This is a genomic window from Azovibrio restrictus DSM 23866, assembly GCF_000429665.1.
Classification (GTDB): Bacteria; Pseudomonadota; Gammaproteobacteria; order Burkholderiales; family Rhodocyclaceae; genus Azovibrio; species Azovibrio restrictus.
In genome coordinates this window covers 74,718-101,650 of sequence record NZ_AUCH01000003.1, presented here as the reverse complement: position 1 = coordinate 101,650, position 26,933 = coordinate 74,718, and the positions used below count along the sequence as shown (strand labels likewise).

The following is a 26,933-nucleotide window of genomic DNA, read 5'->3' as shown; positions in this document are numbered from 1 at the left end:
ATTGTCCAGTATTTCTACCGTTCGGCCTGGCCGCCCGCAGCGGCGGCCGTTCCCGGGGTCTGGCGCAGCAGGTCCTCCAGCTCGGCCTCGCCGATTCCCCCCAGTTTGCGCGCATGAATACGGCCCTGGGCGTCGATGATCAGGGTGAAGGGCAGTCCCATTTTCAGGTTGCCCAGGTCTCTGGCTCGGCTGAGGATCTCGTTGCCGCCCACGAGCAGGGGGTAGGAAACCGGGGTTTTAGCCGCAAAATCCTGTACGTTTTCCGGCGTATCCACGGCAATCCCCAGAAACTGCACGTTGCGGTTGCGGTATTGCTCCTGCAGCCGGGAAAAGGCCGGCATCTCCTTTCTGCAGGGGGGGCACCAGGTGGCCCAGAAGTTGATCACCAGGGTTCGTCCCCGCCACTGCTCCAGGGCATTCATGTGGCCGGAGGCGTCCGGCAGGCTGAGGCTGAGCAGCCCGTTGAGGGCGGCGGCTTCACCTTCCACGGCCGGTATTCCGGGGGGGGCGGAAGGATGCTGCTGGCGGGAAAACAGCATGCCGGCGGCCAGGGAGACCAGGGCCACGGTGACGATGGCCAGCAGTTTGGCGAGGGAGGTCTTCATGGGTGTTCCAGCATCTGCTGCAGGGCATCCAGGCGCATGCGCTCCTTGGGGCGGCCGTCCCGGTGCTTGAAGCTTTGCCGCTCCAGCTGGGGGGGGAAGATGATCAGCTTGATGTCGGCGGCCGGGGTGGACAGCTGCAACACGGCTTCGGCCTTGTCGTTGCGGGGTTCCAGGTGCTCGAAGTCCATGCCCCGGTCGAGCAGGAAGATTTCCACTTCCTTGGCGCTGTCCGCGAACAGCATCAGGTCTATGCTGGAAAAGCTGCTGGCCGTGCCTTCGAGCACCGATCCGGTGAGATAGGGGCGGAAATCCGCAAGAAATTCCATGATCCGGGCGGCTTCTGCGCGCAACTGCCGCAGCAGGGCGGGCTGGGTGTCGCTCTGATAGAGAGCCTGGTAGAGACGCAGCTCCGTTTCCACCTCGGCATTGTCCGGCAGGGGAGTATTGTCCGGCAGGCCCAGCTGCCGGGCCGCCTTCTTCTTGGCCTGGGCCATGTCGGTGATGCCGTCCTGGGCCATGAGCCGGGCGGCGGTGCTGGCGATCTGGGTACGGGAAACGCTGGGGCGGGGCGCTCGGGCGCGTTCGTGGCGGGCCATGGAAGCCTCGATAGTCATGGGATCAAGTAAAATTGCGCCCCGATTCTAACCTTTCTTCTTCCTCGGAAAAGCTTTCATGCACATTCACATCCTCGGTATTTGCGGCACCTTCATGGGGGGCGTGGCCCAGCTGGCCCGGGCTGCTGGCCATCGGGTCACCGGTTGCGACGCCAGTGTCTACCCGCCCATGAGCGATCAGCTGCGGGCCGCGGATATCGAGCTGACGGAGGGTTATGATCCGACCCAGCTGGCCCTGGCGCCGGACCTGTTCGTGGTCGGCAATGCCATTTCCCGGGGCAATCCCCTGCTGGAAGCCATTCTCGACCGGGGCTTGCCCTATGTGTCTGGCCCCCAGTGGCTGGCCGAGCATGTGCTCCAGGGGCGTTGGGTGCTGGGCGTGGCCGGGACCCACGGCAAGACCTCCACAGCCTCCATGCTGGCCTGGATCCTGGAGGATGCGGGCATGGCCCCGGGCTTCCTGATCGGGGGCGTGCCGCTGAATTTCTCCGTGTCCGCCCGTCTGGGGGATACCCCATTTTTCGTGATCGAGGCGGACGAATACGACACCGCCTTTTGTGACAAGCGTTCCAAGTTCGTCCATTACCGGCCCCGGACTCTGGTGATGAACAACCTGGAGTTCGATCATGCGGACATCTTTGCCGATCTTGCCGCGATCGAGACCCAGTTTCACCATCTGGTGCGTACCTTGCCGGCTTCCGGGCTGATCGTCAGCAATGCCCGGGAGGAAAGTCTGAACCGGGTTCTGGCCCGGGGATGCTGGACGGAAGTGCAGCGCTTCAATAGCCCGGAAGGTTACCGGGTGAGCGGGGATGACAGGGACGGCTCCCTGGTGCTGCACGGCCCCGGCGGAGAGCTGGCCCGCACTACCTGGTCCCTGGCCGGCGAGCACAACCGGGCCAATGCCTGCGCGGCCCTGCTGGCGGCCCGGCACGTGGGCGTGACCCTGGAGCAGGGGCTGGATTCCCTGTCCCGCTTCCAGAACGTCAAGCGCCGCCTGGAGGTGAGGGGGCAGGCGGCCGGTGTCACGGTTTACGACGACTTTGCCCATCACCCCACCGCCATTGCCACGACCCTGGCGGGTTTGCGGCGCAAGGTGGGGGACGCCCGGATTCTGGCGGTGCTGGAACCCCGCTCCAACACCATGAAGCTGGGGACCATGAAGGACAGGCTGGCCGCCAGCCTGGAGCTGGCCGACCGGGTTTATTGCTATGGTGCTCAGCTGGGCTGGGATGCGGCCGGAGCCCTGGCGGCCCTGGGGGACAGGGCCCGGGTGGAAGACGACCTGGAGCGGCTGGTGGCAGGGGTGGTGGCCGAAGCCCGGGCCGGGGATCAGATCCTGGTCATGAGCAACGGGGGGTTTGGCGGCATCCATGCCCGGCTGCTGGAAAAACTGGCGGCTGCCTGAACCCGGACGGGTCCGTATTTTCCCGTAGTAATTTGATTTTTATTTGATTTTTCTCTGGTTTTGTGGAGAATGTCGCCCTTCGAGTCGCCGGGCAAGCCCTCGGTGCGTGGGTTTATTTCTCCGAAGAGAATTTATCCGGGGCTTAAGTAACCGGTTTTTTGCGGCCGTGGCCTGTTGCCATTTTGGGTGCCGCTGTGTGAGGACCGCCGCAAGGGCGGTCATTGGGAGTGTGTGATGTCTGAAGAAGTTGAATCCTTTGCCCAGTTGGGCCTGTCCGAATCCGTATTGAAGGCGCTGGTGGATGTGGGTTACGAAACCCCCTCCCCGATCCAGGCCCAATGCATCCCTGTGCTGCTGGAAGGCAAGGACCTGCTGGGCATGGCCCAGACCGGTACCGGCAAGACCGCCGCCTTTGCCATCCCCATCCTGAACCAGCTGGACCTGGCTAACGCCACGCCCCAGGCCCTGGTGCTGACCCCCACCCGGGAACTGGCCATCCAGGTGGCCGAAGCCTTCGTGCGTTACGCCAAGCACATGCCCGGTTTCCACGTGCTGCCCATCTACGGCGGCCAGAGCTATGGCATCCAGCTGAAGCAGCTGGCCCGGGGCGCCCATGTGATCGTCGGCACGCCCGGTCGCATCATGGACCACCTGGAACGTAACAGCCTGTCCCTTGCCGGCCTCAAGACCATGGTGCTGGACGAAGCCGACGAAATGCTGCGCATGGGCTTCATCGACGACGTGGAGTGGATCCTCAAGCACACCCCCGCCGAGCGCCAGACCGCCCTGTTCTCCGCCACCATGCCGGAAGCCATCCGCCGGGTGGCCCAGAACTACCTGCTCGACCCCCAGGAAGTGAAGATCAAGTCTGCCACCCAGACCGTGGCCGCCATCCGCCAGTGCTACTGGCAGGTTTCCGGCATGCACAAGCTGGATGCCCTGACCCGCATCCTGGAAGTGGAAGACGACCTGGACGCCGCCATCATCTTCGTGCGCACCAAGCTGGCCACCGAAGAGCTGGCCCAGAAGCTGGAAGCCCGGGGCTATTCCGCCGCCGCCCTGAATGGCGACATGAACCAGCAGGCCCGGGAGCGCGCCATCGAGCAGTTGAAGGCAGGCACCCTGGACATCATCATCGCCACCGATGTGGCCGCCCGGGGCATCGACGTGCCCCGCATCAGCCACGTGATCAACTACGACATTCCCTACGATGCGGAAGCCTATGTGCACCGCATCGGCCGTACCGGCCGGGCCGGCCGCACCGGCACCGCCATCCTGTTCGTGGCGCCCCGGGAAATGCGCATGCTGCGGACCATCGAACGGGTCACCCGCCAGCCCATCGAACATCTGGCCCTGCCCACCCACCAGGCGGTCACCGACAAGCGGGTGGCCAATTTCAAGGAGCGGGTGGCCAAGGCCCTGACCTCCGAGGACCTGGACTTCTTCGAGAGCCTGGTGGCCGACCTGGCCAGCGAGCAGGAGTCCTCCCCCGAGCGGGTCGCCGCCGCCCTGGCCTTCATGGCCCAGAAGGATCGCCCCCTGAAGCTGGAAGAAAAGCCCCAGCGTCAGGTTCGGGAATTCACCGAGCGTCCTCCCCGGGCCGACCGTCCCGAGCGTGGTGAGCGCCCCGAGCGGCCCCGTCGGGAACGGGAAGATCGTTTCGGCAACGAAGAGCGTCCGCCCCGTCGCGAGCGTCCCGCCTTCGCCACCGAGGTGAATGAGGATGATCGCGGCAACGCCGTGGTGATGGTGCGTTACCGCATCGAAGTGGGGCGCAACCAGGGGGCATCTCCCAAGGATATCGTCGGCGCCATCGCCAACGAGGCCAACCTGCCCAGCCGCCTGATCGGCCGCATCGACCTGTTCGATGACTACAGCACCGTGGATCTGCCCGACGACCTGGATCGGGAAACCCTGCAGATCCTGCGCAGCGCCTGGGTGCGTCGGCGTCAGCTCAATATCGCCCGGGAAGACGGGAGTGCGCCGGCTGCCGATAGCCGTCCGCCCCGCAAGGGCCCGGGCAAGCCCCACAGCAAGCCCTACGGCGGCGAGCGTTTCTCCGACCGTCCTGCGGGTGACCGTCCCCACGGCGGCAAGCCGGCCTGGAAGGGGGATCGTCCCGCCGGCGGCGGCAAGCCCTTCAAGAAGCGCGAGCCCAGGGGCGAATGAGCCCTGGTCGGTGAGGTAAAACAACAAAGGGGCCCGCGGGCCCCTTTGTTCATGGGTAGTCTTCCGGAGGTTGTTTTCCTGTTCCTGGGGCGCTCGCCATGCTGGCGCCGAGTAGGGGGTGCGCCTTCAGCGTGACAACAGGAGTAGCAGGGCGATAGTGGCGGCCAGCCACTGCGCCGCACAGGCCAGACCCTGGCGGCGCAACAGCCGGCGGGTAGCGGCGACGCGCTGGGCCAGCGGCCGCCCGGCGTCGGCGACCGGCCAGCCGAGGCCGGTCAGCGCGGCGTCGAAGGCGGCGAGCGCGCTTGTCGCATCTTGGTCGGCCGCCTCGGCCCAGTGGGCGAAGAGCGGTCGGTCGAAAGCTAGGCGCAGCGCCCAATAGCCCTGCAGCAGGCCGAGCAGGACGCTGGCGGCGAGTGCCGCGGCACTCGCCGCCGTGACCTGGGGCAGCAGCAGGCCGGCCAGCGCGAGCAGCGCCAGTGGCCGGCTCCAGGCGTCGATGCGGCTGGCGGGGGCGCAGATGGCGCAGCCGATCGCGGCGAGCTGGCGGTCTGCCGGGCTCATGCGGGTTCGCTCCCGGCGGCATCGACTTGCGCCAGGCTTGCCCGCCAGCCGTCGTCGAGCACGATCTGCGGGCGCTGCTCGCGGATCAGGCGGATCGCCGCTTCGGTGTCGGCAGCCAGGCCGCTCAGTTGCAGCCAGGCGGCGACCGCCGCCGCGCTGCGCGAATAGCCGAGGGCGCAGGCGACCAGCACCGGGCCGTCGGCCACCCGCTGGGCAATCTCGCGGGCCGCCGCGCCCAGGACTTCCGGCGCCGCCGGCACCAGGTCGAGGCAGGGATGGACGTGATGCGGCGTGGCGAGGCGCGGTGCCGGCAACTCCGCGCTGAGATCGATCAGGGCGCCGAAGCCGCCGCTGGCATAGGCGGTCGCGTCGGGCATGCGGCCGAGCCAGACGGCGCCGGCGATATGCACCGGGGCGGGGTGGCGCCGCGTCCACCAGCGCGAATTGAGCCAGGCGGCGAACTGGTAGGGCGCGAACAGCCAGCGCGCGGCGAGGCTGTGGCCGCCGGCCTGCTTCTGGAAACCGGCGCTGCCCGCCCAGGCGTAGTTCCAGCCGACCAGCAGCAGCGACAGCGCCGGCCAGGCGAGGACCAGCGCCAGCCCGCCGAGGCTGATGGCGCTCGCCAGCAGGGCTGCCGCAGCGCCGGCATAGAGCGCTGCCAGCCGGAAGTGGCCGGCATCGGCGGCGCGCCGCAGCGGCGAGCGCAGGCCGGCTTCCGGCAGCAGCCAGAGGCAGAAGAGGCCGAGCGCGGCGCCGGTCGGGACGTCGATGAAATGGTGCTGCCAGGTGGTCAGCACGGAAATCCCGATGAGCAGCGCCCAGCCGTGCACCAGCAGGCGCCAGGGGCGGGCCAGCGGCAATTTCGCGAACTGGAACCAGATCAGGACGAGCAGGGCGATGTGCAGCGACGGCGCCTGGTTGTACGGCTGGTCGAAGGCGCTCAGGGCGGTGAACATGGCGCCCGCCAGGCCGTCGGTCGCCGGGCGGGCGAAGGCGAAACGCAGCGGGAAGGCGAGAAAGCAGGCGACGGCGATCACTTGCGCGGCGAGCAGGCGCTGGCCGTGCCGGTCGACGGCGCGGGCGTCGCGGCAGCAGAGGAAGGACAGCCCGTAGAGGAGGTCGATCGACCAGTAGGGAACGATGGTCCAGGGCAGGAAGGGCAGCTGCCGTTCCCAGGCGAAATACAGGCTGGCCACCGCCTCGCGGCTGGCCGCCAGCTGGTTCGCCTGGCCGTAGCTGAGAAAGAAGAAGGGGCCGAGGAAGAGCAGCCAGAGCAGGCTGCGCTTCCAGGGCAGTGGCGGCTTGCCGTTCATGCCGGCCGACGGCGGGCCAGCGAGACGGTGAAGATGCCCCAGGCGTCGATGCGCTGCTCGATCTTCTCGAAGCCGGCGTCGCTGACCAGTTGGTCCATTTCCGCCTGGGTGCGGCGGCGCATCACCCAGGCTTCGCCGTCGCGGTGGCTGGTCAGGGCGCGGGCGATCAGTTCGAGCTGCGGATGCCAGGGCTGGCCGGTGTAGATCAGGTAGCCGCCCGGCGCGATGGCGTCGGCCATGCCGGCGAGCGAGGCGGCGACGCGGTCGTTGTCGGGGAACAGCTCGTAGAGTCCGGAGACGATGCCGAGCGTCGGCGCCGGCGTCACCGCCGCCACCGAGGCGCGGTCGAAGGCGTCGCCGCGCTCGAAGCGGGCGATGTCGCTCAGGCCCTTGGCGGCGATCAGGGCGCTGCCCTGGTCCACGTTGAGCGGGCTGAAATCGCGCAGCAGGACGGATTCCGGGCGCGGCGCGTCGGCCAGCGCTTCCAGCACGTAGCGGCCGTGGCCGGCGGCGATGTCGAGGATGCGCAGCGGCTGGCCCTCCGCCTGCAGGCGGTTGAGCGCCGCGCGCAGCAGTTCCTCGATGTTGAGCTTGCGCTGGCGGATGCCGCGCCAGCCGATGGCGTCGAGGTAGTTGCGGTCGATCAGCCGGCCAAGCGCGCCGCGGCCGGTCGGCGTGTTGCGGTAGACGTAGTCGAGCGTGCTGCCGGAATCGAAGCCGGTGCGGTGACCGAGCGCGACGCCGGCGGAGAGCAGGCCGCCGAGCTTCATGCCGAGGCGGTAGAAGGCCCAGTACAGGCCGCGCGGGCTGAACAGGGAGAGCGGGCGGGCAAGTGCCTGCGCCTCGTCGAAGGTCGGCCCCTGGCGGTGCGCCTGGCGCAGGTCGGGGCGCGACCAGGGCAGCGAGAACTGGCGCAGGATGAAGCTGCGCGCCAGCGCGGTCGCGACGTGGCGGTCCTTCTCGCCGAAGGTGTCGTGGTAGAAGCCGTCGAGGACGTGCTTCTCCTTGGCGCTCGTTCCCAGGCGGTCGAAGAACTGGTGCTGCGGCGCGTGATGCACGACCCAGTCGGCGCCGGAGACAAGCAGTTGGGTCGGCACGGTGATCGCCTGGGCGTCGGCGACGACGCGGTCGGCCGCCTCGTAGAGGGCGAGCAGGATGTTCACCGAGATTGGCCGCGAGATCTGCGGGTCGCTGTCGTAGGACGCCTGGCGCGCCGGATCGTGGGTCAGGAACTTCGACTTGACGTAGCTGTTGACGAAGAAATTGCCGCGCAGCGCGCGCAGCAGGCGCAGACCGGGGCGGGCGAAGGGGACGTAGAGCTTGACCTTGAACGCCGGCGAGGCGAGCACCAGGCAGCGCACGCGCGGCGCGTAGTCGTGGGCCCAGGTGCTGATCAGCACGGCGCCGACGCTTTGCGCCAGCACCGCCATGTCGCACTCGGCCACGCCCCAGGTGTCGCGGATGTGTTCGATGAAGGTCTGCACGTCGCGCACCGATTGCCCGAAGCTCGGCGAATCGCCGCGCGGCCCCGGCGAGTTGCCGTGGCCGCGGGCATCCCAGGCGTAGAAGTCGAAATCGGGTAGATCGAGTTCGTCGACCAGGTGCGCCATGCGTCCGCCGTGTTCGTGGCCACGGTGGAAGAGGATGATGGCGCCGCGCCGTTGCGGCGCGACGGCGGGCCAGCGGCGGTAGAAGAGGTTGGTACCGTCGCTGCAGGGGAAGTGGTGGTTTTCGGCGATTCGGGTCATGGGGTGATGGCGGCGATGCCGCTGGGAATGCGGTTATCGGAACTGCAGTGCCGTCACGGCGACAGTCCTGGCCGTGCGTCAGAGCTCACGGAACTGTGCTGGGCGAGGGGATTGTACGCCAAAGGCATGACAGGGCAGCGCCAATTCGCTGGCCTTACGGGCCATCGTCTTGTCCTGCAAGGCGACTTGGGGCTGAGCCAGCAGTGCTGCTGGATGGGGGGAGCGGCTGCCGTCCTGCATGAGCAGCCGTGGGGGAGGCGACGCTGGGCGCCGTCGCCTGTCTGATCTGTGCCTGGCGGGATTCAGCCCCCGCTCTTGCCCCAGGAATCCTTGAGGGTCACGGCCCGGTTGAAGACCGGGGCGCCGGGGCGGGAATCCACCCGGTCGGCGACGAAATAGCCGTGCCGCTCGAATTGGAAGCGCTGTTCCGACCGGGCATCCTTGAGGCTGGGTTCCAGCTGGGCGGTGATGCTGCGGCAGGATTCCGGATTTAGGTCTTCCAGGAAGTCCCGCTCGCCCGCGCCGGGGCTGGCCTCCTTGAACAGGCGGTCATAGAGGCGCACCTGGGCTTCCTGGGCATGGGCGACGGCCACCCAGTGCAGGTTGCCCTTGACCTTGACGCTGTCGGCGCCGGGGGTGCCGGACTTGGTATCGGGCAGGTACTCGCAGAGAACGGCGGTGATCTTGCCGTTATCGTCCTTCTCGCAGCCGGTACAGGTCACCACATAACCATAACGCAGCCGGGCCATGTTGCCGGGGAACAGGCGGCGGAAGCCCTTTTCCGGCACCTCCTGGAAATCCTCGGCCTCGATCCACAGCTCCCGGCCGAAGGGCATGGTGCGTTCGCCCAGCTCCGGCTTCAGGGGGTGGTTGGGGGCGTGGCAGTCCTCGAACTGGCCTTCCGGGTAATTGGTGATGATCAGCTTCAGGGGATCGAGCACTGCAACACGGCGCTCGTCCATCTCGTTCATGGTCTCCCGCATGCAGTCTTCCAGCAGGCTGTAGTCGATCAGGGAATCGGACTTGGAGACGCCGACCCGGTCCATCAGCAGCTTGAAGCCTTCCGGGGTATAGCCCCGACGGCGGGCCCCGACGAGGGTGGGCATGCGCGGATCGTCCCAGCCGCTCACGTGTTGCTCTTCCACCAGCTGGATCAGCTTGCGCTTGGAGAGGACGACGTAGGTCAGGTTGAGGCGGGAGAATTCGTACTGGTGCGGCAGGGGGCGCTGCAGCAGGCCGCCCTCGGCCAGGCGCTCCAGCAGCCAGTCATAGAAGGGGCGCTGGTCCTCGAACTCCAGGGTGCAGATGGAGTGGGTGATATTCTCCAGGGCATCCTCAATGGGGTGAGCAAAGGTGTACATGGGGTACACGCAATACTTGTCCCCGGTGTTGTGGTGGGTGGCGTGGCGGATGCGGTAGATGGCCGGGTCGCGCAGGTTGATATTGGGCGAGGCCATGTCGATCTTGGCGCGCAGGATGTGGGCGCCGTCGGCAAACTCGCCGGCCTGCATGCGCTTGAACAGGTCCTGGTTCTCGGCAACGGTCCGGTTGCGGAAGGGGCTATCCTTGCCCTTCTCCGTCAGGGTGCCCCGGTTGGCGCGCATTTCCTCGGCACTCTGGCTATCTACGTAGGCGTGGCCGGCGGCGATCAGGTACTCGGCGCACTGGAGCATCCAGGGGAAATAGTTGGAGGCGTAGTAGAGATTGTTTTCCTGGGCGTCCTGCCAGTCGAAACCCAGCCACTTCACCGCGTCCACGATGGAATCCACGTACTCCTGCTCTTCCTTCTCCGGATTGGTGTCGTCGAAGCGCATGTGGCAGCGGCCGCCGAACTGCTTGGCCAGGCCGAAGTTGAGGCAGATGGACTTGGCGTGGCCGAAGTGCAGGTAGCCGTTGGGCTCGGGCGGGAAGCGGGTGCGGATTTTGGCCGGGTCCAGAGGGGCCTGGGCATGGCTTTCAGCCAGGCCGGGCTGGCCGGCCCAGCGGCGCTGGGCGTGCTTGCCGGCGGCCAGGTCGGCCTCGACGATGTTGCGGATGAAATTGGTGGCGGGGGGGAGGGGCGTACTGTTGGGTTTGCTCACGATTTACCTGGGGTTCGATGCTGTCGGCTGACATTTTAGCGGCAGGGAGGCCGTTGCGGGGCGCCGCGGCGCCGGGGGCGGCTAAAATGCCGGGAAAATCCGGAGTCTTGCCATGAACCTGAAAACCCTATCTGAAGCACGGCGGCACGCAGACACAGGGGAGAAACCAGCGCTTGAGCCGCCCGGCGGCAGCCCCCGGCGGCCGGGCAGGTGGGGCCGGTATCCGGCCTTGCTGCGTGTTCCTGTGCAGGAGAATCAGGGATGAACGGACTGAATTTCGCGGCAGTGGGGCTGGGAGCGGCCCTGGGAGCCTGGTGCCGCTGGTTGCTGGGCATGGCCCTCAATCCCCTGTTGCTGGGCATCCCCCTGGGGACCCTGGCGGCCAACCTGATCGGGGGATTCCTGGTGGGCGTGGCGGTGGGGCTCTTCCATCTGCACACGGGGCTGGCGCCGGCCCTGAAACTGCTGGTGATCACCGGCTTCCTGGGCGGGCTGACCACCTTCTCCAGCTTTTCCGCCGAGACCATGGAGCGCCTGCTGGCCGGTCAGCCCGGCTGGGCGCTGGCGATGGCCATGCTGCACCTGGGCGGCTCCCTGCTCATGACCTGGCTGGGGCTCCTGAGCGTGGGCGCCCATCGCATCTGGGGCTGATCCGGGGGGACTGTAGGCTTGTGCACAAGCCTACAGTTTTCAGTAGCGGCTAACCTTCTGCATCTGGCCCGGGCTCAGGGCGGTGGTGGTGGTGATGGAGCCTTCCGAGGTGGCCCACCAGATGGTTACCCAGGCATATCCATCACCATCCACCTTTTCCACTTCGCAGACGGAGCCCACCATTTCCAGGAACAGCTCCAGGTCTTCCTCGTCCATGTCCGGGTCGGGCGTGACGGCCAGGATGCGGATCTGATCACCGGGGCCGACGGGCTGGCCGGATTTGTCCAGGGTGGTGGTGGGCATGGTCTGTCCTCATGGGGGATGATCGTGCCGCCATCTTGCAAGTAACGGGCCAGCCTGGACGGGTTTCAGGCCCGCAGGCGGCTGTCCAGTTCGTCTATGGCTTCGGCCCAGTCGGCGTCATCGAGGATTTCCTCGCGCAGGAAGGCGGCCTGGGCGGTGCTCCAGAACGGGGCGGCCGCGAGGGGCAGGTCCGGGGAAAGCGGGGCGTGCTGGGCGATGAAGCGGTTCTGGCTGGCTGGGTCCGAGGCCAGCCCCAGTTGGGCGAACAGATTGCCCAGGTCGTGGCGGCAGAGTTCCATGGCGGCTTCCTTCGTGTGGTGAGCGACCCTGGTTCGGCAGATGCGGGCGGGGGGAAGTTCCCCCGTCCCGCGCTGCTGTGCCTATATCCGGAGAACCTATACCCGGAAGCGGGCGGTGGCCGAGTTCAGGGATTGGGCGATGCCGAGCAGGGACTGGGCCGCCTGGGCGGCCTGGCGCATGCTGTCGCTGGTCTGCTCCACCTGGTTGGCGATGCGTTCCACCTGCTGGGCCAGGGAGGTGCTGGCCTCGCTCTGTTCCCGGGTGGAGGCGGCGACTTCCTTGACCAGGGCCTGGGCCGAGCGGGAGCCCTCGGCGATCTGGTGCAGCAGGGTGGTGGTCTCGTCGGCCGAGGCCTTGGCCTTTTCCGCTTCGGGCAGGGCGGAATCCATGACCGTGGCCGCCTTCTGGGTGTCGGCCTGGATGCTGCTGACGATCTGGGCGATTTCCACCGTGGCCTTTTCCGTCCGCTCCGCCAGCACCCGCACCTCGTCGGCCACCACGGCGAAGCCCCGGCCCTGCTCCCCGGCCCGGGCGGCCTCGATGGCGGCGTTGAGGGCCAGCAGGTTGGTCTGGCCGGCGATGTCCTTGATCACTGAAGCCACCCGGGCCACTTCCTGGGCATTTTCGGACAGGGCCCGCACGGTGCCGGCGGCGTTCCCCACCGTGCCGGCCATGGTGTTGAGGGTCCTGGCGGTATCCATGACCTTGGCTTCGCCCGTGCCGGCCAGTTCGGCTGCCGAGCAGGAGTGCTGTTCGGTTTCCAGGGCGTTGTCGGAAACGTGGGTGATGGACACGGTCAGCTCCTCCATGGCGGCGGCCATGGTCTGGGTGGCCTCGGTCTGGCCGGCGGCCGCGTCGGCCACCTGGGAGGCGATGGCGCTGATCTGGGTGGCGGAGCCCGACACCTGTTCGGCTCCCCGGGAGATATCCCCCATCATGGCGCGCAGGGCCTGGACCAGCCGGTTCAGTTCCCCGAGCACACTGTTTTCCCGGGTGTTGTGCAGGGCCACGGTGAGGTCGCCGGCGGCCACGGTGCGCATCGCCTGCACCGCTTCTGCCGGTTCTCCGCCGATCTGGGCCAGGATGGCCCGGGCCACGCCCAGGGCTACGGCGCCCACGGCCAGGATCACCAGTACTACCACCAGGGCGACGTTACGCAGCTCCCGGTAAAACACGACATCCAGGTCATCGATGTAAAGTCCGGTGCCGATCACCCAGTCCCAGGGCTGGAAGTGCTGCAGGTGCTGCAGCTTTTCCACCTGCACATCGCTGCCGGGTTTGGGGGTCAGGCTCCGGGTGTAGCCGCTCTTGTCCAGGGCGGCCCCCACCAGGGCCCGCACCGTGTAATTGCCCTGCTTGTCCTGCCGGTCCCAGTGGCTTTGTCCTTCGTATTCGGGGCGTACCGGGTGCATCACCCCCATGCCCTTGCTGTCGTACACATAGAAGTACTCGGTGCCCAGGTAACGCATGCTGCGCAGCACATCCTTGGCCAGTTTTTGGGCGGCTTCCCGGCTCAGCTCTCCCTTGGCCTCCTGAGCCTGGATATCCTTGGTCACGGCTACGGCGATATCCACGGCGGCCTGCAAGGTGGCTTTACGGTCTTCCAGCAGCTGGGTGCGCAGGTGCTGGATCTGGTAGGCCCCGAGCAGGACCAGACCGATGAGGGCAACCAGGACGGACAGGGTCAGTCGTCCTTTCAGGCTGGAGGTGCGGAACATGGTGTGTCTCCTGTAATTATTGGCTGGGCGCAAGGCTTGGCTGGAATCACTTTATATCACCAGTTTTACATTTTCTAACATTGCTGTTTCCGGGGGGCGCCCTTTTGACAGAAGGCCCTCCGGGCGTGACCATGGGCAATGCAGAATTCCCATGGCCTGCATGACGGGCCTGGGCATGACGATTTGGCGCGGGAGGGTTCGATGTTTTCCATTTATGGCATGTCCGGCCCCCTGTTCCGGGGAACCCTGGAACAGCTGGCCCAGGTACGGGAGGCGGCGCGTCTGCGCCAGGCTCCGGCGTTGGCGGGGAGGGAAGACGAGCTGGGGCCGGAGCTTCCTGCTTCGACCCCGGGGCGTGCGGCCCTGGAGGCCTATCGGCGGGTGCTGCATCAGGACTTGGAGCGGGGGCCCCTGTATCACGCCCATCAGTTAATGCAGCGGCGTCTGCTGTGTGTGCAGGCGGCCGATCCGGTGGAGCGGGCCTGGCGCAGCCTGGTCCAGGGGTCGGTGCATCAGGCGCCGGTGCTGGAGCAGGGACATCTGGTGGGGGTGGTGGGAGAGCGCAACCTGCTCACCGCCCTGAACGTGGATCAGGGCAGTGTCCGGGACGTGCTGGAGCGGCGGGTGGCGGACGTGATGAGCTCCCCGGTGGTCACTGCCGATCCGGTCACGGATATCCGCCGGGTGGCCCAGGTGATGCTGGAGTTCGATGTGGACGGCGTGCCGGTGGTGGATGCCCAGGGGCTGCTGGTGGGTTTCATTTCCCGGGGGGACATCCTGCGTGCCGTGCTGATGGACCCGCCTCTCAGCCTCTGGCGCTGAGGCTGTTCTCCTTCAGCCCGTCTCGTCAGCGTCCGGCGCTGTACCTTGGCCGTTCCCGGCGGCCAGCCAGTGCAGCATGCCCCGGGCCGCCTGGTGGCCGGTGGCAAAGCAGGCGCTGAGCAGGTAACCGCCGGTGGGGGCCTCCCAGTCCAGCATTTCGCCGGCGCAGAAGACGCCGGGCAGGGCCTTGAGCATGAACTGCCCGTCCAGGGCCTGCAGTTCCAGGCCGCCGGCGCTGCTGATGGCCTCCTCCAGGGGGCGGGGCGCGGTGACCGGTAGCGGCAGGGCTTTCAGGGCCGTGGCGAGGCGTTTGGCATCTTCCAGCAGCTCCCGGGGCAGGCATTCCCGCACCAGGCCGGCCTTGACCCCCTCGATGCCGGCCCGACGGCGCAGGTGGTTGGCCAGGGAATCCCGGCCCCGGGGGCGGGCGAGCTCGGCCGCCAGCTTTTCCAGGGGGCGGTCGGGAACCAGGTCCAGGGTGATGGCCGCCTGACCATCCCGGGCCAGGGCATCCCGCAGGGGGGCGGAGAGGGCGTAGATCAGGCTGCCTTCCACCCCCTGGGCGCTGATCACGAACTCGCCCCGGCGTGGGGAAAAGCCGGGACAGGCAGCGCTGACCGCCTTTACCGGCTGACCCGCGTAGCGTTCCCGGAAGCTGGGGCTCCAGGCCACGTCGAAACCACAGTTGGCCGGCCGGAACGGGGCGACGGGAATCTGCCGGGCCGTCAGCAGCGTCGCCCAGGCCCCGTCGGACCCCAGCCGCGACCAGCTGGCGCCGCCCAGGGCCAGCAGCAGGGCCTCGTAGTCGTAGCATTGTTCCCCGGCTGGGGTCTGGAAGCGCAGCGCCCCGTCCTGCCAGCCCAGCCAGCGATGCCGCATGTGGAAGTGCACGCCCAGCTGGCGCAGCCGCTGCAACCAGGCGCGCAGCAGGGGCGCGGCCTTCATGCCTTCCGGGAAGACCCGGCCCGAGGAGCCCGTGAAGGTGCTGATGCCCAGCCCATGGGCCCAGGCGCGCAGCTCGTCGGGGGAAAAGCCTTCGAGGGCGGGCTCCAGCCAGGGGCGGGCGCTGCCGTAGCGGGTCAGGAAATTCTGCCGGGGTTCCGCGTGGGTCAGGTTGAGGCCGCTCTTGCCGGCCATGAGGAACTTGCGCCCGGCCGTGGCCATGGCGTCGAAACAGTGCACCTGGTGCCCGGCCCGGGCCAGCACCTCCGCTCCCATCAGGCCCGCAGGGCCGCAGCCGATCACCGCAAGCCGGGCCATGCTCAGGCCGGCCGCGCCAGTTTTCGGGCCAGGCGACCCAGGGGCTGTCGGCGGGACGCCAGGGGGGGCTCTCCCGTGTGCATGGGATTAGTCCAGGAGGATCAGGTTGTCCCGGTGGATCATTTCCGGTTCGGCCACGTAGCCCAGCTGGGCTTCGATGTCCTGGGAGGCGCAGCGGGCGATGCGGCGGGCGTCGGAGCTGCCGTAGTTGGCCAGGCCCCGGGCCACTTCCCGGCCGTCGGGGGCGATGCAGGCCACGGCGGCACCCCGCTCGAAGTCGCCGATCACCGAAATGATGCCGATGGGCAGCAGGCTCCGGCCATCCTCCAGGGCCTTCCAGGCCCCTTCGTCCAGGTACAGCTGGCCGGCGGTCTGCAGGTGGTCGGCCAGCCACTGTTTCTTGGCGGCCAGGGGTTCGGTCTGGGAGGCCAGCAGGGTGCCGATGGATTCGCCGGCGGCTAGGCGCTGGATCACCAACCGTTCCCGGCCGCTGGCGATTACCGTGTGGGCGCCGCTCCGGGCCGCCCGTTTGGCGGCCAGCACCTTGGTGATCATGCCGCCGGTGCCGACCCGGGTACCGGCGCCGCCGGCCATGGTTTCCAGGCGGCTGTCGCCGGCCACGGCCGCGCTGATCAGGGTGGCGGCCGGGTCCTTGCGCGGATCGGCGGTGTACAGGCCGGGCTGGTCGGTGAGGATGATCAGGGCGTCGGCTTCCACGGCGTTGGCCACCAGGGCGCCCAGGGTGTCGTTGTCACCGAACTTGATCTCGTCGGTGACCACCGTGTCGTTCTCGTTGATGATGGGCACCACGCCCAGCTCCAGCAGGGTGTTGAGGGTGGTGCGGGCGTTCAGGTAGCGCTTCCTGTCGGCCAGATCGTCATGGGTGAGCAGGATCTGGGCGGTGTGGAGCTGGTGCTGACCGAAGGCTTCCTGGTAGATCTGGGCCAGGCCCATCTGGCCCACGGCGGCGCAGGCCTGCAGTTCGTGGACTTCCCGGGGGCGGCTGGTCCAGCCCAGGCGCTGCATGCCGCAGGCGATGGCGCCGGAGGACACCAGCAGGACCTGGCGGCCGTCGGCGCGCAGGGCGGCGATCTGGCGGGCCCAGTCGCGGATGGCTTCGAGATCGATGCCGGTGCCGTTGGCTGTGATCAGGGCGGAGCCCACCTTGACCACGAGGCGGCGGGCTTGGGCGAGTGTGGTCGTCATTCCTGTACGGGAGCGGGGCTGTCCGTTTCGTCGTCGTCATCGCCCAGGGGGAGCGGCGGTTCCATGTGCTCCAGGGCTTCCATCAGGGCGTAGGTGATGGTCTTGCAGCCTTCGCCGGAAATGGCGGCGATGGCGAAGTGGGGGCCGTCGAAGCCGGAAAGCTGGCGGTAGGCGGCGACGAAGTCATCCACCCGCTGCTGCCGTTCCTCCTCGGGAATCAGGTCCAGCTTGTTGAGCAGCAGCCAGCGGGGTTTGGCCGCCAGGCTGGGGTCGTACTTTTCCAGTTCCTGGACGATGGCGTGGGCGTCGCGCACCGGATCGGCTTCCGGGTCGAAGGGAGCCAGATCCACTAGGTGCAGCAGCACCCGGGTGCGTTGCAAATGCTTCAGGAAGCGGATGCCCAGACCGGCGCCGTCGGCGGCCCCCTCGATCAGGCCCGGGACATCGGCAATCACGAAGGAGCGGTTGTCATCGACACGCACCACGCCCAGATTGGGGTGCATGGTGGTGAAGGGATAGTCGGCCACCTTGGGGCGGGCGGCGGAAACGGCACGGATGAAAGTGCTCTTGCCCGCGTTGGGCAGGCCCAGCAGGCCCACGTCGGCGAGCACCCGCAGTTCCATGCGCAGTTCGAATTCCTCGCCCTCTTCGCCCTTGGTGCACTTGCGCGGCGAACGATTGACGCTGGACTTGAAGTGGATGTTGCCCAGGCCGCCCTTGCCGCCCCGGGCCAGCAGAACTTTCATGCCGTCCTGGGGCAGATCGGCCAGGAGTTCCTCGGTGTTCAGGTCGTAGACCACGGTGCCCACCGGGACCCGCATGACGATGTCTTCGCCGGCGGCGCCGTAGCAGTCCGAGCCGCGGCCGTTCTCGCCGCGCTGGGCCAGGAACTTGCGGGTGTAGCGGTAATCCACCAGGGTGTTCAGGTTGCGGTCCGCCAGCATGTAGATGCTGCCGCCCCGGCCGCCGTCGCCGCCGTCCGGACCGCCCATGGGAATGTATTTTTCCCGGCGGAACGAAGCAACGCCATTGCCGCCGTCGCCGGCCTTGATGTAAACCTTTGCTTCGTCGATGAATTTCATGGGGCTTTCCTACAAACTAAAAAAGCCCTATCCGGGGATAGGGCTTTGCAATCCCGGGGGCCGGTTATTCGGCGGCGGGGACGATGCTGACGAAGCGGCGGTTCTTGGCGCCCTTGATGGCGAACTGAACGGTGCCGTCGGTCAGGGCGAACAGGGTGTGGTCCTTGCCGCAACCCACGCCTTCACCGGGGTGGAACTCGGTGCCGCGCTGACGCACGATGATGTTGCCGGCCAGCACGAACTGACCGCCGTAGCGCTTGACGCCAAGCCGTTTGGATTCTGAGTCGCGGCCGTTACGGGAACTACCGCCAGCTTTTTTGTGTGCCATGTCTTACTCCTTCAGTTCCGATCAGGCAGCGATGCTGTCGATGCGCAGTTCGGTGTAGTTCTGACGATGCCCCTGGTGCTTCTGGTAGTGCTTGCGGCGGCGCATCTTGAAAATCTTGATCTTGTCGTGACGACCGTGGGATACCACGGTGCACTTGACGGCTGCCCCGGCAACCAGGGGGGCGCCGACCTTCACGCTCTCGCCTTCGCCTACCATGAGGACCTGGTCAAGGGTGATTTCTGCGCCAACGTCTGCCGGTATCTGTTCTACTTTAAGTTTTTGGCCGGCGCTCACACGATACTGCTTGCCACCGGTTTTTACGACCGCGTACATGTTGGACTCCAAAGAGCTGCATAAAAGGACCCGTGATTATACATATTTCGACTGTTGCGTCAAAGGTTTGGGTGCTTTTTTTCCCTGGGCCGGAAATTTGCGGTAGATCAAGGTTCGGCCGGCAGGAGGGTGAAAGACTCGGGCCCGCGTCAGCAAGCGTTGGCGCGCCCCACAATACCGACAAGGAACAGCCCCATGGAATGGCAGGACCGTTATAAGCTGGGCCACGAGCCCATGGATGCAACTCACCGGGAGTTCGTGGACCTGGTCAACACCCTGGCCCAGGCCGGGGACGGGGAGGCCATTGCCGCCCTGGAAGCCCTGATCGACCATACCGACGCCCATTTCGCCCAGGAGAACCGCTGGATGGAAGAAAGCGGTTTCCCGCCCCTCCATTGCCATGTGGGCGAGCATCAGCGGGTGCTCGCTTCCCTGCGCAGCGTCCTGTCCATGGCCCGCAAGGGAAACCCGGGCCTGGGGCGGGTGGTGGCGGGGGAAATGCCGGCCTGGTTCGACAATCACGCCGCCACCATGGACGCCGCCCTGGCCTGGCACATGCGCCAGGTGAACTACGTTCCGGAAGGGATTGCTGCCTGATCCCCGGGAAAAGTGCTTGCCGGGTTTGACAGGACAAGCGGATAGTCCCGAGAATTGACCCTCATTTGCGTGAGGGTGGAACGAGCATGAAGCTTGGCAGCAACGGGCCTGCGGGTCGGCGGAACCTGGTGTGAGTACCCCCGCCCGTCGCTTGGGTAGCCTGCTGATCAGCGGGGTCGTGCTGGCCGGCGCGGGGTTCGGCTTCTATCAGCTGTGGACCGACCGGGTGGAGCAGACCCTGGCCCAGTCCCGCCAGAGCCTGCAGACCATGGCGGCCGGGGTGGATGCCACGGCCCACGGGGCCCTGACCAGCCTGCGCATCCTGCGCACCGGGGCGGAGCGGGAGCTGCAACGCAGTGACAGTGCGCCGCCGGTGAGCGCCATGGCGATTCTGGAAGCGCGCCCGGGCGGTTTCGTCACCACCGGGCTGCCCCCCGAGCATCCGGCCCGCCTGGGCGCCTATCTGTTCGGCAAGGGCGGACTGCCCGAAGCGGGCACCGACCGGGCTCGGGAAATGGCGGCCGCCCTGGCCCTGACGCCCCTGATGGCCGATGTGCGCGAGAGTGTGGCCGAGGCCAGCTGGATCTACTACACCTCGGCCCAGGGCTTCACCAGCCTCTACCCCTACAAGGGCGCGGAGATGGCGGAGCGTCTGAAGTGGAGCGACACTTTCCTCACCCATCCCCTGTTTGCCTCCATGGGGCCCCAGCGGAATCCAGGGCACCAGATCCGCTGGCAGGACGCCTACCCGGACCAGGCTGGCCAGGGGCTGATGACCTCCCTGGTGGCGCCGGTCTATGACGAGCTGGGGCGTTTCCGCGGCATCGTCGCCCTGGACTTCACCCTGACCACCCTGGAGCGCTACCTGCGGGGGCAGCGGACCTCCCAGGGCACCCTGTACATTGTGAACCGCAGTGGTCAGGTGCTGGCTTCCTCCGGCGGCATCTCCGGCCGTCGGGTGCAGATGCTCTCGGAACTGCTGCCCCCGGAGTTTGCGGGGCAGGCCGAGGCCCTGCTCAGTCATCCGTCCGGGGAGTGCCTGAAACGCGAGGGCTGGCTGGCCTGCGGCCGGGACCTGCAGGAGGCCCCCTGGCGGGTGCTGTGCATAGCCGATGGGCGGGAGCTGGGGCTGCAGGTGCTGGGCGAAATGCGGGTGGAAGCTGCCGGCTTGGTGCTGCTGCTGCTCCTGCTCGTGGCCGTGGAGCGCCGCCGGCGTCTGGCGGAAGCCATGCGTGACGGGGATGCCCGCTACCGGCGCATCATCGAGGGCTCGGACCAGGGATTCTGGGAGTGGAACATCCCGGCCCGGCAGTTTTCCGCCAGTTCCCGTTTCGATGCCATCCTTGGCTACAGTCCCGACGACTCCCCCCTGCGCCAGCGCCAGTGGCCCCAGCACATCCATCCGGACGACCTGCCCCGCATGCGCGCCTCCATGCGCCGCCACCTGAAGGGCAAGATTCCTTTCCACCGGCTGGAGTTCCGGGCCAAGTCCCGGGCCGGCAAGTGGCGCTGGCTGCTGACCCAGGGGCGGGTGGTGGAGCGGGATGCCCGGGGGCGGGCAATCATGATGTCCGGTACCCTGACCGACATCACCGAACGGCGCCAGGCAGAATCGGACCTGCTCGCCGCCAAACAGGCTGCGGAAGCTGCCAACGTGGCCAAATCCCGCTTTCTGGCCGCTGCCAGTCACGACCTGCGCCAGCCGCTCCAGGCCAGCAACCTGTTCATTTCGGCCCTGGGGCGCACCCCCCTGAACGAGGATCAGAAGAAAATCGCCCATAACCTGGGTCTGGCCACCAAGGCCCTGGGGGAACTGCTCGACGCCTTGCTGGACATTTCCAAGCTGGACGCGGGGGTGGTGACGCCGCAGCTGGCACCGGTGGAAATCTACGAGATCTTCCAGCGCATCGAGAGCGAGTTCGCCTCCCTCGCCCTGGAAAAGGACCTGCGTTTCAAGCTTTTCTTCCCCTCCCGGCCGCTGATCTTCGAGACCGACCTGGGGCTGCTCATGGGATTGCTGCGCAATCTGGTGGGTAACGCCATCCGCTACACCGAGTGGGGTGGGGTGCTGGTGGGGACCCGGATGCGCCGGGGGCAGTTGGTGATCCAGGTGTGGGATACGGGGATAGGTATCCGCGAGGACCAGTTGCCCCGCATCTACGATGAGTTCTATCAGGTGGACAATCCCCAGCGGGACCGGGGCCGGGGGCTGGGCCTGGGGCTCTCCATCGTGCGCCGCATGGCGGACCTGCTCGGGTACGGCCTGAGCTGCCAGTCCCGCTATGGTCGGGGCACCGCCTTCGAGATCAGCATTCCCCTGGTGAGCGGGCAGCGGCTGGAGCCGGCCCGGCTGGAAGCGGCCGCCCCCCGGCAGGAGGATTTCGGCGTGCTCAAGGGCTGCCTGTGCGTGCTGGTGGAGGATGATCCCCTGGTGGCCGGCGCTCTGGAAGCCTGGCTGGGCAGTCACGACATCAGCCTGCGCTATTTCCCCGATGGCGAAAGCGCCCTGGCGGATCCGGTCATTGCCCGGGCGGATTTCTTCGTCACCGACTTCCGCATGCCCGGGGAGCTGAACGGCATCGAGCTGCTCAATACCGTGCGCCGCCAGCTGGGCCGCCCGATCCGGGCCGTGATCGTCACCGGCGACACTTCCCGGGAGCAGATCGACGCTTTTGCGGCTGCCGGCTGGCCGGTGCTGCACAAGCCCATACCTCCGCACCGCTTGCTGGAAATCATGGTGCGCCTGTGGCGGGAGATTCCCCCCGTCTGAGGGGAGTGCTCAGTCCGGCGCGGCCAGGCTCTCCCGGATGGCCTGCAGCTCCGCTTCGGTATTGAGGTTGAGGAAAGCCTCCGGTCGGTCGTCGAAGGGGACTTCCGCCACCCGCAGGGTCCCGTGCCAGAGGCTGACCTTGCGCTCGCCCCGCAGCAGAAAATCCTCCAGGCCGGGGAGCAGTTCCCGACGGCAGAGGCAGAACACCGGGTGGCTGCGTTCCCCGCAACGGGCCACGGCCAGGTCGCTGCCCTCCTGCTGGAGGGCCAGGAACAGACGGGAGACCAGGTCCGGGGGCAGGAAGGGGGAATCGCAAGGCACGCTGACCAGGAGCGGCGTCCGGATCTGGCTCAGGGCTGCGTGCAGGCCTGCCAGGGGGCCCGGGTGGTCGGGGAGCCGGTCAGGAAGTACCGGGGCGGCATAGGGGCTTCCCAGGGTGGCGTAACGGTCCTGGTTCTGGTTGGCGCTGATGCAAAGCTGGTCCACCTGGGGCGCCAGACGCTCCAGCACCCATTGGGCCATGGGCTTGCCGCCCAGGAGCTGCAGTCCCTTGTCCTGGTGTCCCATGCGCCGGCTCTGGCCGCCGGCCAGGAGCAGGCCGGTGATGGGCGGGCGGGGTTCGGGCGGGGTGCCGCAAGGCTGTGGCTGTCTGGTGTCAGAGAGCGGGATGGGCATTGGGAGCTTTTCTAGGCCTGGGGGGCCGACAGTTCCAGGGCGCCGTCGCCCAGGGCCACCTGCCCGGCCCCGTGGTCGCCGACCACCTTGTAATGGAGGCTGCCCAGGTACACTTCCACCCCCTCGTGCAGGGTTTCTTCGGCCAGTACCCGGGCGCCCTGGGCCAGGGCGATCTGGTCGGCCAGGGCTTTTTCCTCGTCCCGCAGGCGGGCGATTTCCGCCGACAGGTTGGCGGCGGTCTGACGGGCCTTGGCCACCATTTCCGGGCGCAGCCGTTCCGGGTGCTGGCGGGCGAATTCCAGCAGCTTGCTGATCTCCAGCAACTGGTTTTCCTGGGTGTCCCTTTGCCCCGCCAGTTCCCTGGCCTGTTTCTGCAGGCTGGGATTCACCCCGATGTGGCAGTGGGTGGCGATGCGGTTCGGGGCTCCCAGAACCCGGGCGGTGATGGAGAGCATGGCCTGGATGCGGCCGCCGATGATGTGGCCGCGCTTGGCCTTGCCCACCTTCACGTGCTGGCCGGCGGTGAGTTCGCACTGCATGGCCATGTCGTCGATGAAGATGCTGTCGCCCGCCTCGATCCGGGCCTTCTGAGCGTAGGCGGCATGGAAGTCGTGAGCGCAGCGGATGCTGTAGTCGGCCCCGCTCTTCTGGTCGATGGCGCCCAGCACCCCGCCCTTGACGTGGATGCTGCCGCCGGCTTCCAGGTGGGCGTTTTCCACCACCCCGCCTACCTCGATGTCGCCGCTGGCCTTGACGGTCATGCCCGCGCTCACGTCCCCCTTGATGACCACGCTGCCGTCGAAATTCACATTGCCGCTGGCCATGTTGACCGCGGGCAGGGAGAACACCGGTTCCACCATCATGCCGTCCTTGAGCTGCACCGGCTGGCCGGTCTGGCTGGCCAGCAGCAGGTCGGGATCGCCCTGGGCAATGCTGACGCCCTGGAGTTTGGTGGCGTACATCACGTCCTTGCCCGGCCTGGGGGGGATGGGATTACCCAGCACCGTGGTGCCGGGAGTGCCGGGTGTGGCCCGGTGCCGGCGCATCAGGGGATCGTCCGGGTGCACCACGAGGATGTCGCCCATGTCCCGGTAGTCGATCTGGCCGCTCTGGGTCAGCCTGGGCTTCCTGTCCCGGGCTGCGGGAATCAGGCTCTCGAAGTAACCGTCCTGGCCGTGCTCGGGGGGGCGGCCCCGGGCGATCACCAGGCCCCGGGCTTCGCCAGCGGCGATGGCCTGGTTGATTTCGTCGAGCAGGATGCCTTCGGTGATGCCCTTCTCGGCCAGGGCGGCGAGTACCTGAGTCTTGCTCACCGGGCTGCCCCCCTGGGCCGGGGTGATGTCCAGGGCGGCTTCCATGGCGTCCTTGGAAACCTGGATCTCCAGCTGGGCATCCACGGCTTCCGCCAGCCGCAGGGCCGCCACGGCCCGGCCGGCATTGTAGTGCCCCAGGAGCAGGGTGGCGGCTTCCGGCAGGTAGCGGAACTGGCCGTAACCCAGGGCCTCCACCTGCTGGCGCAGCCAGTCTTCATCGACACTGCCCGCATCGGCCACGGGTTCCACCGAGGCCAGCAGGGCGGTACCGCTCTCGTCTGCCTGCAGGGTCAGGCCGGCACCCCTGGTCTGTGTTGTTGTCAGCATGTCTCACTCCTCCCGGTGTGCGCCTCCGGCGCTTATGTGTTTCTTATCGGCAGAGAGTAGCAAGGTTTGTAGGGTCGCGCTTGTCCTCCCTGTAGTGCGGTCTGTGGCGCTGCCGCGCCACGGCAAGAGGCGGGGCTTGCAGACAATCCGGATTTTTCCGGGCGCTCTCCGGTAAACTGCGGCCTTTAACCCAAGACAGAGGAGCCCGGAAATGGCCGACAGCAAGGAATTGATCATTGAAGATCTGCGCGTGGGAGATGGGGAAGAGGCCAAGGCCGGTCAGTACGTGTCCGTGCACTACACGGGCTGGCTCACCGATGGCAGCAAGTTCGACTCCAGCCATGATCGCAACGAGCCTTTTGCCTTTCCGCTGGGTGGTCGCCGGGTCATCGCGGGGTGGGACCAGGGGGTGCAGGGCATGAAGGTGGGCGGGCTGCGCAAGCTCACCATCCCGCCGCACATGGGCTACGGCGCCATGGGGGCCGGCGGCGTCATTCCGCCCCACGCCACCCTGGTCTTTGAAGTGGAACTGCTGGAAATCCAGTGAGCGACACGCCCAAACCCCGGCGCGTCCGGGTCCCGGGGCCTGGCCGGGATGCACGCCCCAGCAGTCCTGGCGGCAGCACCAGCCGCAGCCGTTCCAGTGCGCCTGCCGCCGGCAAGCCCAGGAGCGAGCCTCCCGTCCGTTCTCCGGCCGCAGGGCAGCGTCCGCCGCCGGCCGAGAATCCGGCCGGGGTCCGGGTATCCAAGCTGCTGGCCGAGCGGGGACTCTGCTCCCGGCGGGAGGCGGATGCCTACATCGAGCGGGGCTTGGTGTTCGTGGATGGGGTGCGGGTCACCGAGCTGGGAACCCGGGCCCGTCCCGATGCCCAGGTTACCCTGGCCGCCGAAGCCAAGCGCCAGCAGGCTCGTCAGGCCACCATCCTGCTCAACAAGCCCGTCGGATTTGTGTCCGGTCAGCCGGAACCCGGCTATGAGCCGGCGGTGGTGCTGATCCGCCGGGAAAACCAGTGGCTCCAGGAAGGCGAGCCGGAGTTCGACCCCCGGCACCTGAAGGGGCTGGCGCCGGCCGGGCGGCTGGATATCGATTCCACCGGGCTCCTGGTGCTGACTCAGGACGGCCGCATTGCCCGCCAGTTGATCGGCGAGGATTCCGGGGTGGAAAAGGAATACCTGGTGCGGGTGGAAGGCGAACTGCGTCCCGGGGGGCTGGAACTGCTGCAGCATGGTCTTGCCCTGGACGGCAAGCCCCTGAAGCCGGCCCAGGTGAGCTGGCAGAACGCGGACCAGCTGCGCTTCGTCCTGCGCGAAGGCAAGAAACGCCAGATCCGCCGCATGTGTGAACTGGTGGGGCTCCAGGTAGTGGGGCTGAAGCGGGTGCGCATGGGCCGGGTCCGCCTGGGGGATCTCCCCGCCGGCCGCTGGCGTTACCTGCGCGAAGGCGAAGTCTTCTGAGCCCGTCTTCGGCACCTGTCTGATGCCAGCAAAAATGCCACCCGCGGGTGGCATTTTTGCTGGGGTGGGGCCGGGTTCAGGCGGCGGTCAGCAGGCCGCGCATCTTCTGTAGGGCCTTCACCTCGATCTGGCGGATGCGTTCGGCGGAGACCTGGAACTCGGCAGCCAGCTCGTGCAGGGTGGCGCTTTCGTCCTCGGCCAGCCAGCGGGCCTCGATGATGCGGCGGCTGCGGGGGTCCAGGCCTTCCAGGGCGGTGCGCAGGCCCTCGTCCTGGAGGCGGGCGTATTCCTTGCCCTCGATCACCCGGGTCGGCTCGTAATGGGAGTCGGCCAGGTAGTCGATGGGGGCGTAGGCCTCCTCACCGTCGTCGGGGCTACCTTCCAGGGCCAGGTCATGGCCGGTCATGCGGGTTTCCATCTCGGCCACTTCCTCGGCCTTGACCCCCAGCTTGCCGGCGATTTCTTCGGTCTGTTCCGGGGTCAGGCTGTGGCTGCCCTCGAAACCGTTCTTGAGACTGCGCAGATTGAAGAACAGCTTACGCTGGGCCTTGGTGGTGGCTACCTTGACCAGACGCCAGTTCTTCAGGATGTATTCGTGGATTTCCGCCTTGATCCAGTGGATGGCGAAAGAGACCAGGCGTACTCCCCGGTCCGGATCGAAGCGCTTGACGGCCTTCATCAGGCCCACATTGCCTTCCTGGATCAGGTCCGCGTGGGGCAGGCCGTAGCCCAGGTAGCCCCGGGCAATGGAGATCACCAGGCGCAGATGGGAAAGGACCAGCTGCCGGGCGGCTTCCAGGTCCCCTTCGTCATGGAAGCGGCGGGCCAGCTGGTTTTCCTCCGCTTCCGAGAGCATGGGCACCCGGTTCGCTGCCTGGATGTAGGCATCGATGTTGCCAGCGGTCGAAGGTACGGGAAAAGCCAGGGCTTGAGTCATGGTGCTTGTTCCTCCAAATCATGTCGCGCGTAGTTTAGCACTCGCTGCATGGGAGTGCTAAGAGCTAAGAAAGTTCGCTCCCGGGGAATTAATGGCGGTCGGATTAGAACGCTGCGGCGCTACCTGACTGAACAGGCCATGGGCAGCCGGGTTAATCGCCCCAACGTTCGGCGGGCTTGGTCAAATCGGCAACTCCGCATACATTGCGCCCTTCGTTTGCGACATACTTGCGGCAGAAGCGGTGGGATATCCATTGGGTTCAGGTGTTGCCGGGCCACAGGGATGTCCTGCCCCCCATGATTGATACCCACGTTTTGAACCTGGGCAGCTGGGCGTTGCCAGCCCCTCGATAGT

26 protein-coding genes are annotated in these 26,933 nt (G+C 67.2%); 9 read left to right on the top strand and 17 right to left on the bottom strand.

Going from position 1 to position 26,933, the window contains the following annotated elements:
• Positions 1–14 precede the first annotated feature (14 nt).
• Together G474_RS19460 and G474_RS0104135 are read right to left on the bottom strand one after the other, a co-directional pair.
• Positions 15–605, bottom strand: a complete 591-nt coding sequence (locus G474_RS19460; protein WP_051281830.1) for a TlpA family protein disulfide reductase — start codon at positions 603–605, stop codon at positions 15–17.
• Positions 602–1,201, bottom strand: coding sequence for a hypothetical protein (locus G474_RS0104135; protein ID WP_026685876.1), 600 nt, complete (start codon positions 1,199–1,201; stop codon positions 602–604). Before G474_RS0104135 ends, G474_RS19460 begins: the two co-directional genes overlap by 4 nt.
• A gap of 76 nt (positions 1,202–1,277) precedes the next feature.
• Here G474_RS0104135 and mpl point away from each other — a divergent pair, with 76 nt between their 5' ends.
• Positions 1,278–2,627 carry a UDP-N-acetylmuramate:L-alanyl-gamma-D-glutamyl-meso-diaminopimelate ligase gene (mpl, locus tag G474_RS0104130; protein ID WP_026685875.1) on the top strand — a complete coding sequence of 450 codons (1,350 nt, stop codon included), beginning with the start codon at positions 1,278–1,280 and terminating at the stop codon, positions 2,625–2,627.
• Positions 2,628–2,861: 234 nt separating this feature from the next.
• Positions 2,862–4,796 carry a DEAD/DEAH box helicase gene (locus G474_RS0104125; protein WP_026685874.1) on the top strand — a complete coding sequence of 645 codons (1,935 nt, stop codon included), beginning with the start codon at positions 2,862–2,864 and terminating at the stop codon, positions 4,794–4,796.
• A 126-nt stretch (positions 4,797–4,922) separates the two neighbouring features.
• On the opposite strand, the gene G474_RS0104120 is transcribed toward G474_RS0104125, so the two are convergent.
• The 4 genes from G474_RS0104120 to G474_RS0104105 form a co-directional block, all read right to left on the bottom strand.
• Positions 4,923–5,360: a hypothetical protein gene (locus G474_RS0104120; RefSeq protein WP_084513558.1), complete on the bottom strand. Its 438-nt coding sequence runs from the start codon at positions 5,358–5,360 to the stop codon at positions 4,923–4,925.
• Positions 5,357–6,673, bottom strand: coding sequence for a phosphatase PAP2/dual specificity phosphatase family protein (locus G474_RS0104115; protein ID WP_026685872.1), 1,317 nt, complete (start codon positions 6,671–6,673; stop codon positions 5,357–5,359). The genes G474_RS0104120 and G474_RS0104115 overlap by 4 nt, the downstream gene beginning before the upstream one ends.
• Positions 6,670–8,421: a bifunctional alpha/beta hydrolase/class I SAM-dependent methyltransferase gene (locus G474_RS0104110; protein ID WP_051281828.1), complete on the bottom strand. Its 1,752-nt coding sequence runs from the start codon at positions 8,419–8,421 to the stop codon at positions 6,670–6,672. Before G474_RS0104110 ends, G474_RS0104115 begins: the two co-directional genes overlap by 4 nt.
• A 302-nt stretch (positions 8,422–8,723) precedes the next feature.
• Positions 8,724–10,502: a glutamine--tRNA ligase/YqeY domain fusion protein gene (locus tag G474_RS0104105; protein ID WP_026685870.1), complete on the bottom strand. Its 1,779-nt coding sequence runs from the start codon at positions 10,500–10,502 to the stop codon at positions 8,724–8,726.
• 261 nt (positions 10,503–10,763) lie between these two features.
• Here G474_RS0104105 and crcB point away from each other — a divergent pair, with 261 nt between their 5' ends.
• The gene (gene crcB / locus G474_RS0104100) at positions 10,764–11,153 is read left to right on the top strand and encodes a fluoride efflux transporter CrcB (RefSeq protein WP_026685869.1); all 390 of its coding nucleotides are present in this window, start codon (positions 10,764–10,766) and stop codon (positions 11,151–11,153) included.
• Positions 11,154–11,192: 39 nt separating this feature from the next.
• Here crcB and G474_RS0104095 read toward each other — a convergent pair whose 3' ends face one another.
• The 3 genes from G474_RS0104095 to G474_RS0104085 form a co-directional block, all read right to left on the bottom strand.
• A complete protein-coding gene (locus G474_RS0104095; RefSeq protein WP_026685868.1) occupies positions 11,193–11,456 on the bottom strand; it encodes a hypothetical protein in 264 nt (87 codons plus the stop codon).
• Between the two features lie 65 nt (positions 11,457–11,521).
• A complete protein-coding gene (locus G474_RS0104090) occupies positions 11,522–11,755 on the bottom strand; it encodes a DUF2789 domain-containing protein (protein WP_026685867.1) in 234 nt (77 codons plus the stop codon).
• 96 nt (positions 11,756–11,851) lie between these two features.
• Positions 11,852–13,474, bottom strand: a complete 1,623-nt coding sequence (locus tag G474_RS0104085) for a methyl-accepting chemotaxis protein (protein ID WP_026685866.1) — start codon at positions 13,472–13,474, stop codon at positions 11,852–11,854.
• Positions 13,475–13,675: 201 nt separating this feature from the next.
• Here G474_RS0104085 and G474_RS0104080 point away from each other — a divergent pair, with 201 nt between their 5' ends.
• Positions 13,676–14,296: a CBS domain-containing protein gene (locus G474_RS0104080; protein ID WP_026685865.1), complete on the top strand. Its 621-nt coding sequence runs from the start codon at positions 13,676–13,678 to the stop codon at positions 14,294–14,296.
• A gap of 12 nt (positions 14,297–14,308) precedes the next feature.
• On the opposite strand, the gene G474_RS19455 is transcribed toward G474_RS0104080, so the two are convergent.
• The 5 genes from G474_RS19455 to rplU form a co-directional block, all read right to left on the bottom strand.
• Complete coding sequence (locus tag G474_RS19455) at positions 14,309–15,556, bottom strand: TIGR03862 family flavoprotein (RefSeq protein ID WP_043463182.1); 1,248 nt, start codon at positions 15,554–15,556, stop codon at positions 14,309–14,311.
• A gap of 87 nt (positions 15,557–15,643) precedes the next feature.
• Positions 15,644–16,762: a glutamate 5-kinase gene (gene proB / locus G474_RS0104070; protein ID WP_026685864.1), complete on the bottom strand. Its 1,119-nt coding sequence runs from the start codon at positions 16,760–16,762 to the stop codon at positions 15,644–15,646.
• Positions 16,759–17,844: an Obg family GTPase CgtA gene (cgtA, locus tag G474_RS0104065; RefSeq protein WP_026685863.1), complete on the bottom strand. Its 1,086-nt coding sequence runs from the start codon at positions 17,842–17,844 to the stop codon at positions 16,759–16,761. The genes proB and cgtA overlap by 4 nt, the downstream gene beginning before the upstream one ends.
• 64 nt (positions 17,845–17,908) lie before the next feature.
• The gene (gene rpmA, locus G474_RS0104060) at positions 17,909–18,172 is read right to left on the bottom strand and encodes a 50S ribosomal protein L27 (RefSeq protein ID WP_026685862.1); all 264 of its coding nucleotides are present in this window, start codon (positions 18,170–18,172) and stop codon (positions 17,909–17,911) included.
• 21 nt (positions 18,173–18,193) lie between these two features.
• Positions 18,194–18,505 carry a 50S ribosomal protein L21 gene (gene rplU / locus G474_RS0104055; protein WP_026685861.1) on the bottom strand — a complete coding sequence of 104 codons (312 nt, stop codon included), beginning with the start codon at positions 18,503–18,505 and terminating at the stop codon, positions 18,194–18,196.
• 195 nt (positions 18,506–18,700) lie between these two features.
• Between rplU and G474_RS0104050 the strand changes: the two genes are divergently transcribed.
• The gene (locus tag G474_RS0104050; RefSeq protein ID WP_026685860.1) at positions 18,701–19,102 is read left to right on the top strand and encodes a hemerythrin domain-containing protein; all 402 of its coding nucleotides are present in this window, start codon (positions 18,701–18,703) and stop codon (positions 19,100–19,102) included.
• Between the two features lie 130 nt (positions 19,103–19,232).
• The gene (locus tag G474_RS21845; protein WP_156919144.1) at positions 19,233–21,872 is read left to right on the top strand and encodes an ATP-binding protein; all 2,640 of its coding nucleotides are present in this window, start codon (positions 19,233–19,235) and stop codon (positions 21,870–21,872) included.
• Positions 21,873–21,881: 9 nt separating this feature from the next.
• On the opposite strand, the gene mobA is transcribed toward G474_RS21845, so the two are convergent.
• Both mobA and G474_RS0104035 read right to left on the bottom strand, forming a co-directional pair.
• Positions 21,882–22,547, bottom strand: a complete 666-nt coding sequence (gene mobA, locus G474_RS19445) for a molybdenum cofactor guanylyltransferase MobA (RefSeq protein WP_084513557.1) — start codon at positions 22,545–22,547, stop codon at positions 21,882–21,884.
• A gap of 11 nt (positions 22,548–22,558) precedes the next feature.
• A complete protein-coding gene (locus G474_RS0104035) occupies positions 22,559–24,187 on the bottom strand; it encodes a FapA family protein (protein ID WP_043463179.1) in 1,629 nt (542 codons plus the stop codon).
• Positions 24,188–24,398: 211 nt separating this feature from the next.
• Here G474_RS0104035 and G474_RS0104030 point away from each other — a divergent pair, with 211 nt between their 5' ends.
• A complete protein-coding gene (locus G474_RS0104030; protein WP_026685858.1) occupies positions 24,399–24,734 on the top strand; it encodes an FKBP-type peptidyl-prolyl cis-trans isomerase in 336 nt (111 codons plus the stop codon).
• Positions 24,731–25,642: a pseudouridine synthase gene (locus tag G474_RS0104025; RefSeq protein ID WP_084513556.1), complete on the top strand. Its 912-nt coding sequence runs from the start codon at positions 24,731–24,733 to the stop codon at positions 25,640–25,642. Before G474_RS0104030 ends, G474_RS0104025 begins: the two co-directional genes overlap by 4 nt.
• 76 nt (positions 25,643–25,718) lie before the next feature.
• Here G474_RS0104025 and rpoH read toward each other — a convergent pair whose 3' ends face one another.
• A complete protein-coding gene (gene rpoH, locus G474_RS0104020; protein WP_026685856.1) occupies positions 25,719–26,579 on the bottom strand; it encodes an RNA polymerase sigma factor RpoH in 861 nt (286 codons plus the stop codon).
• A 176-nt stretch (positions 26,580–26,755) separates the two neighbouring features.
• Between rpoH and G474_RS22395 the strand changes: the two genes are divergently transcribed.
• On the top strand, positions 26,756–26,932 hold the full coding sequence (locus tag G474_RS22395; protein ID WP_084513555.1) for a tyrosine-type recombinase/integrase: 177 nt from the start codon (positions 26,756–26,758) through the stop codon (positions 26,930–26,932).
• Position 26,933 lies beyond the last annotated feature (1 nt).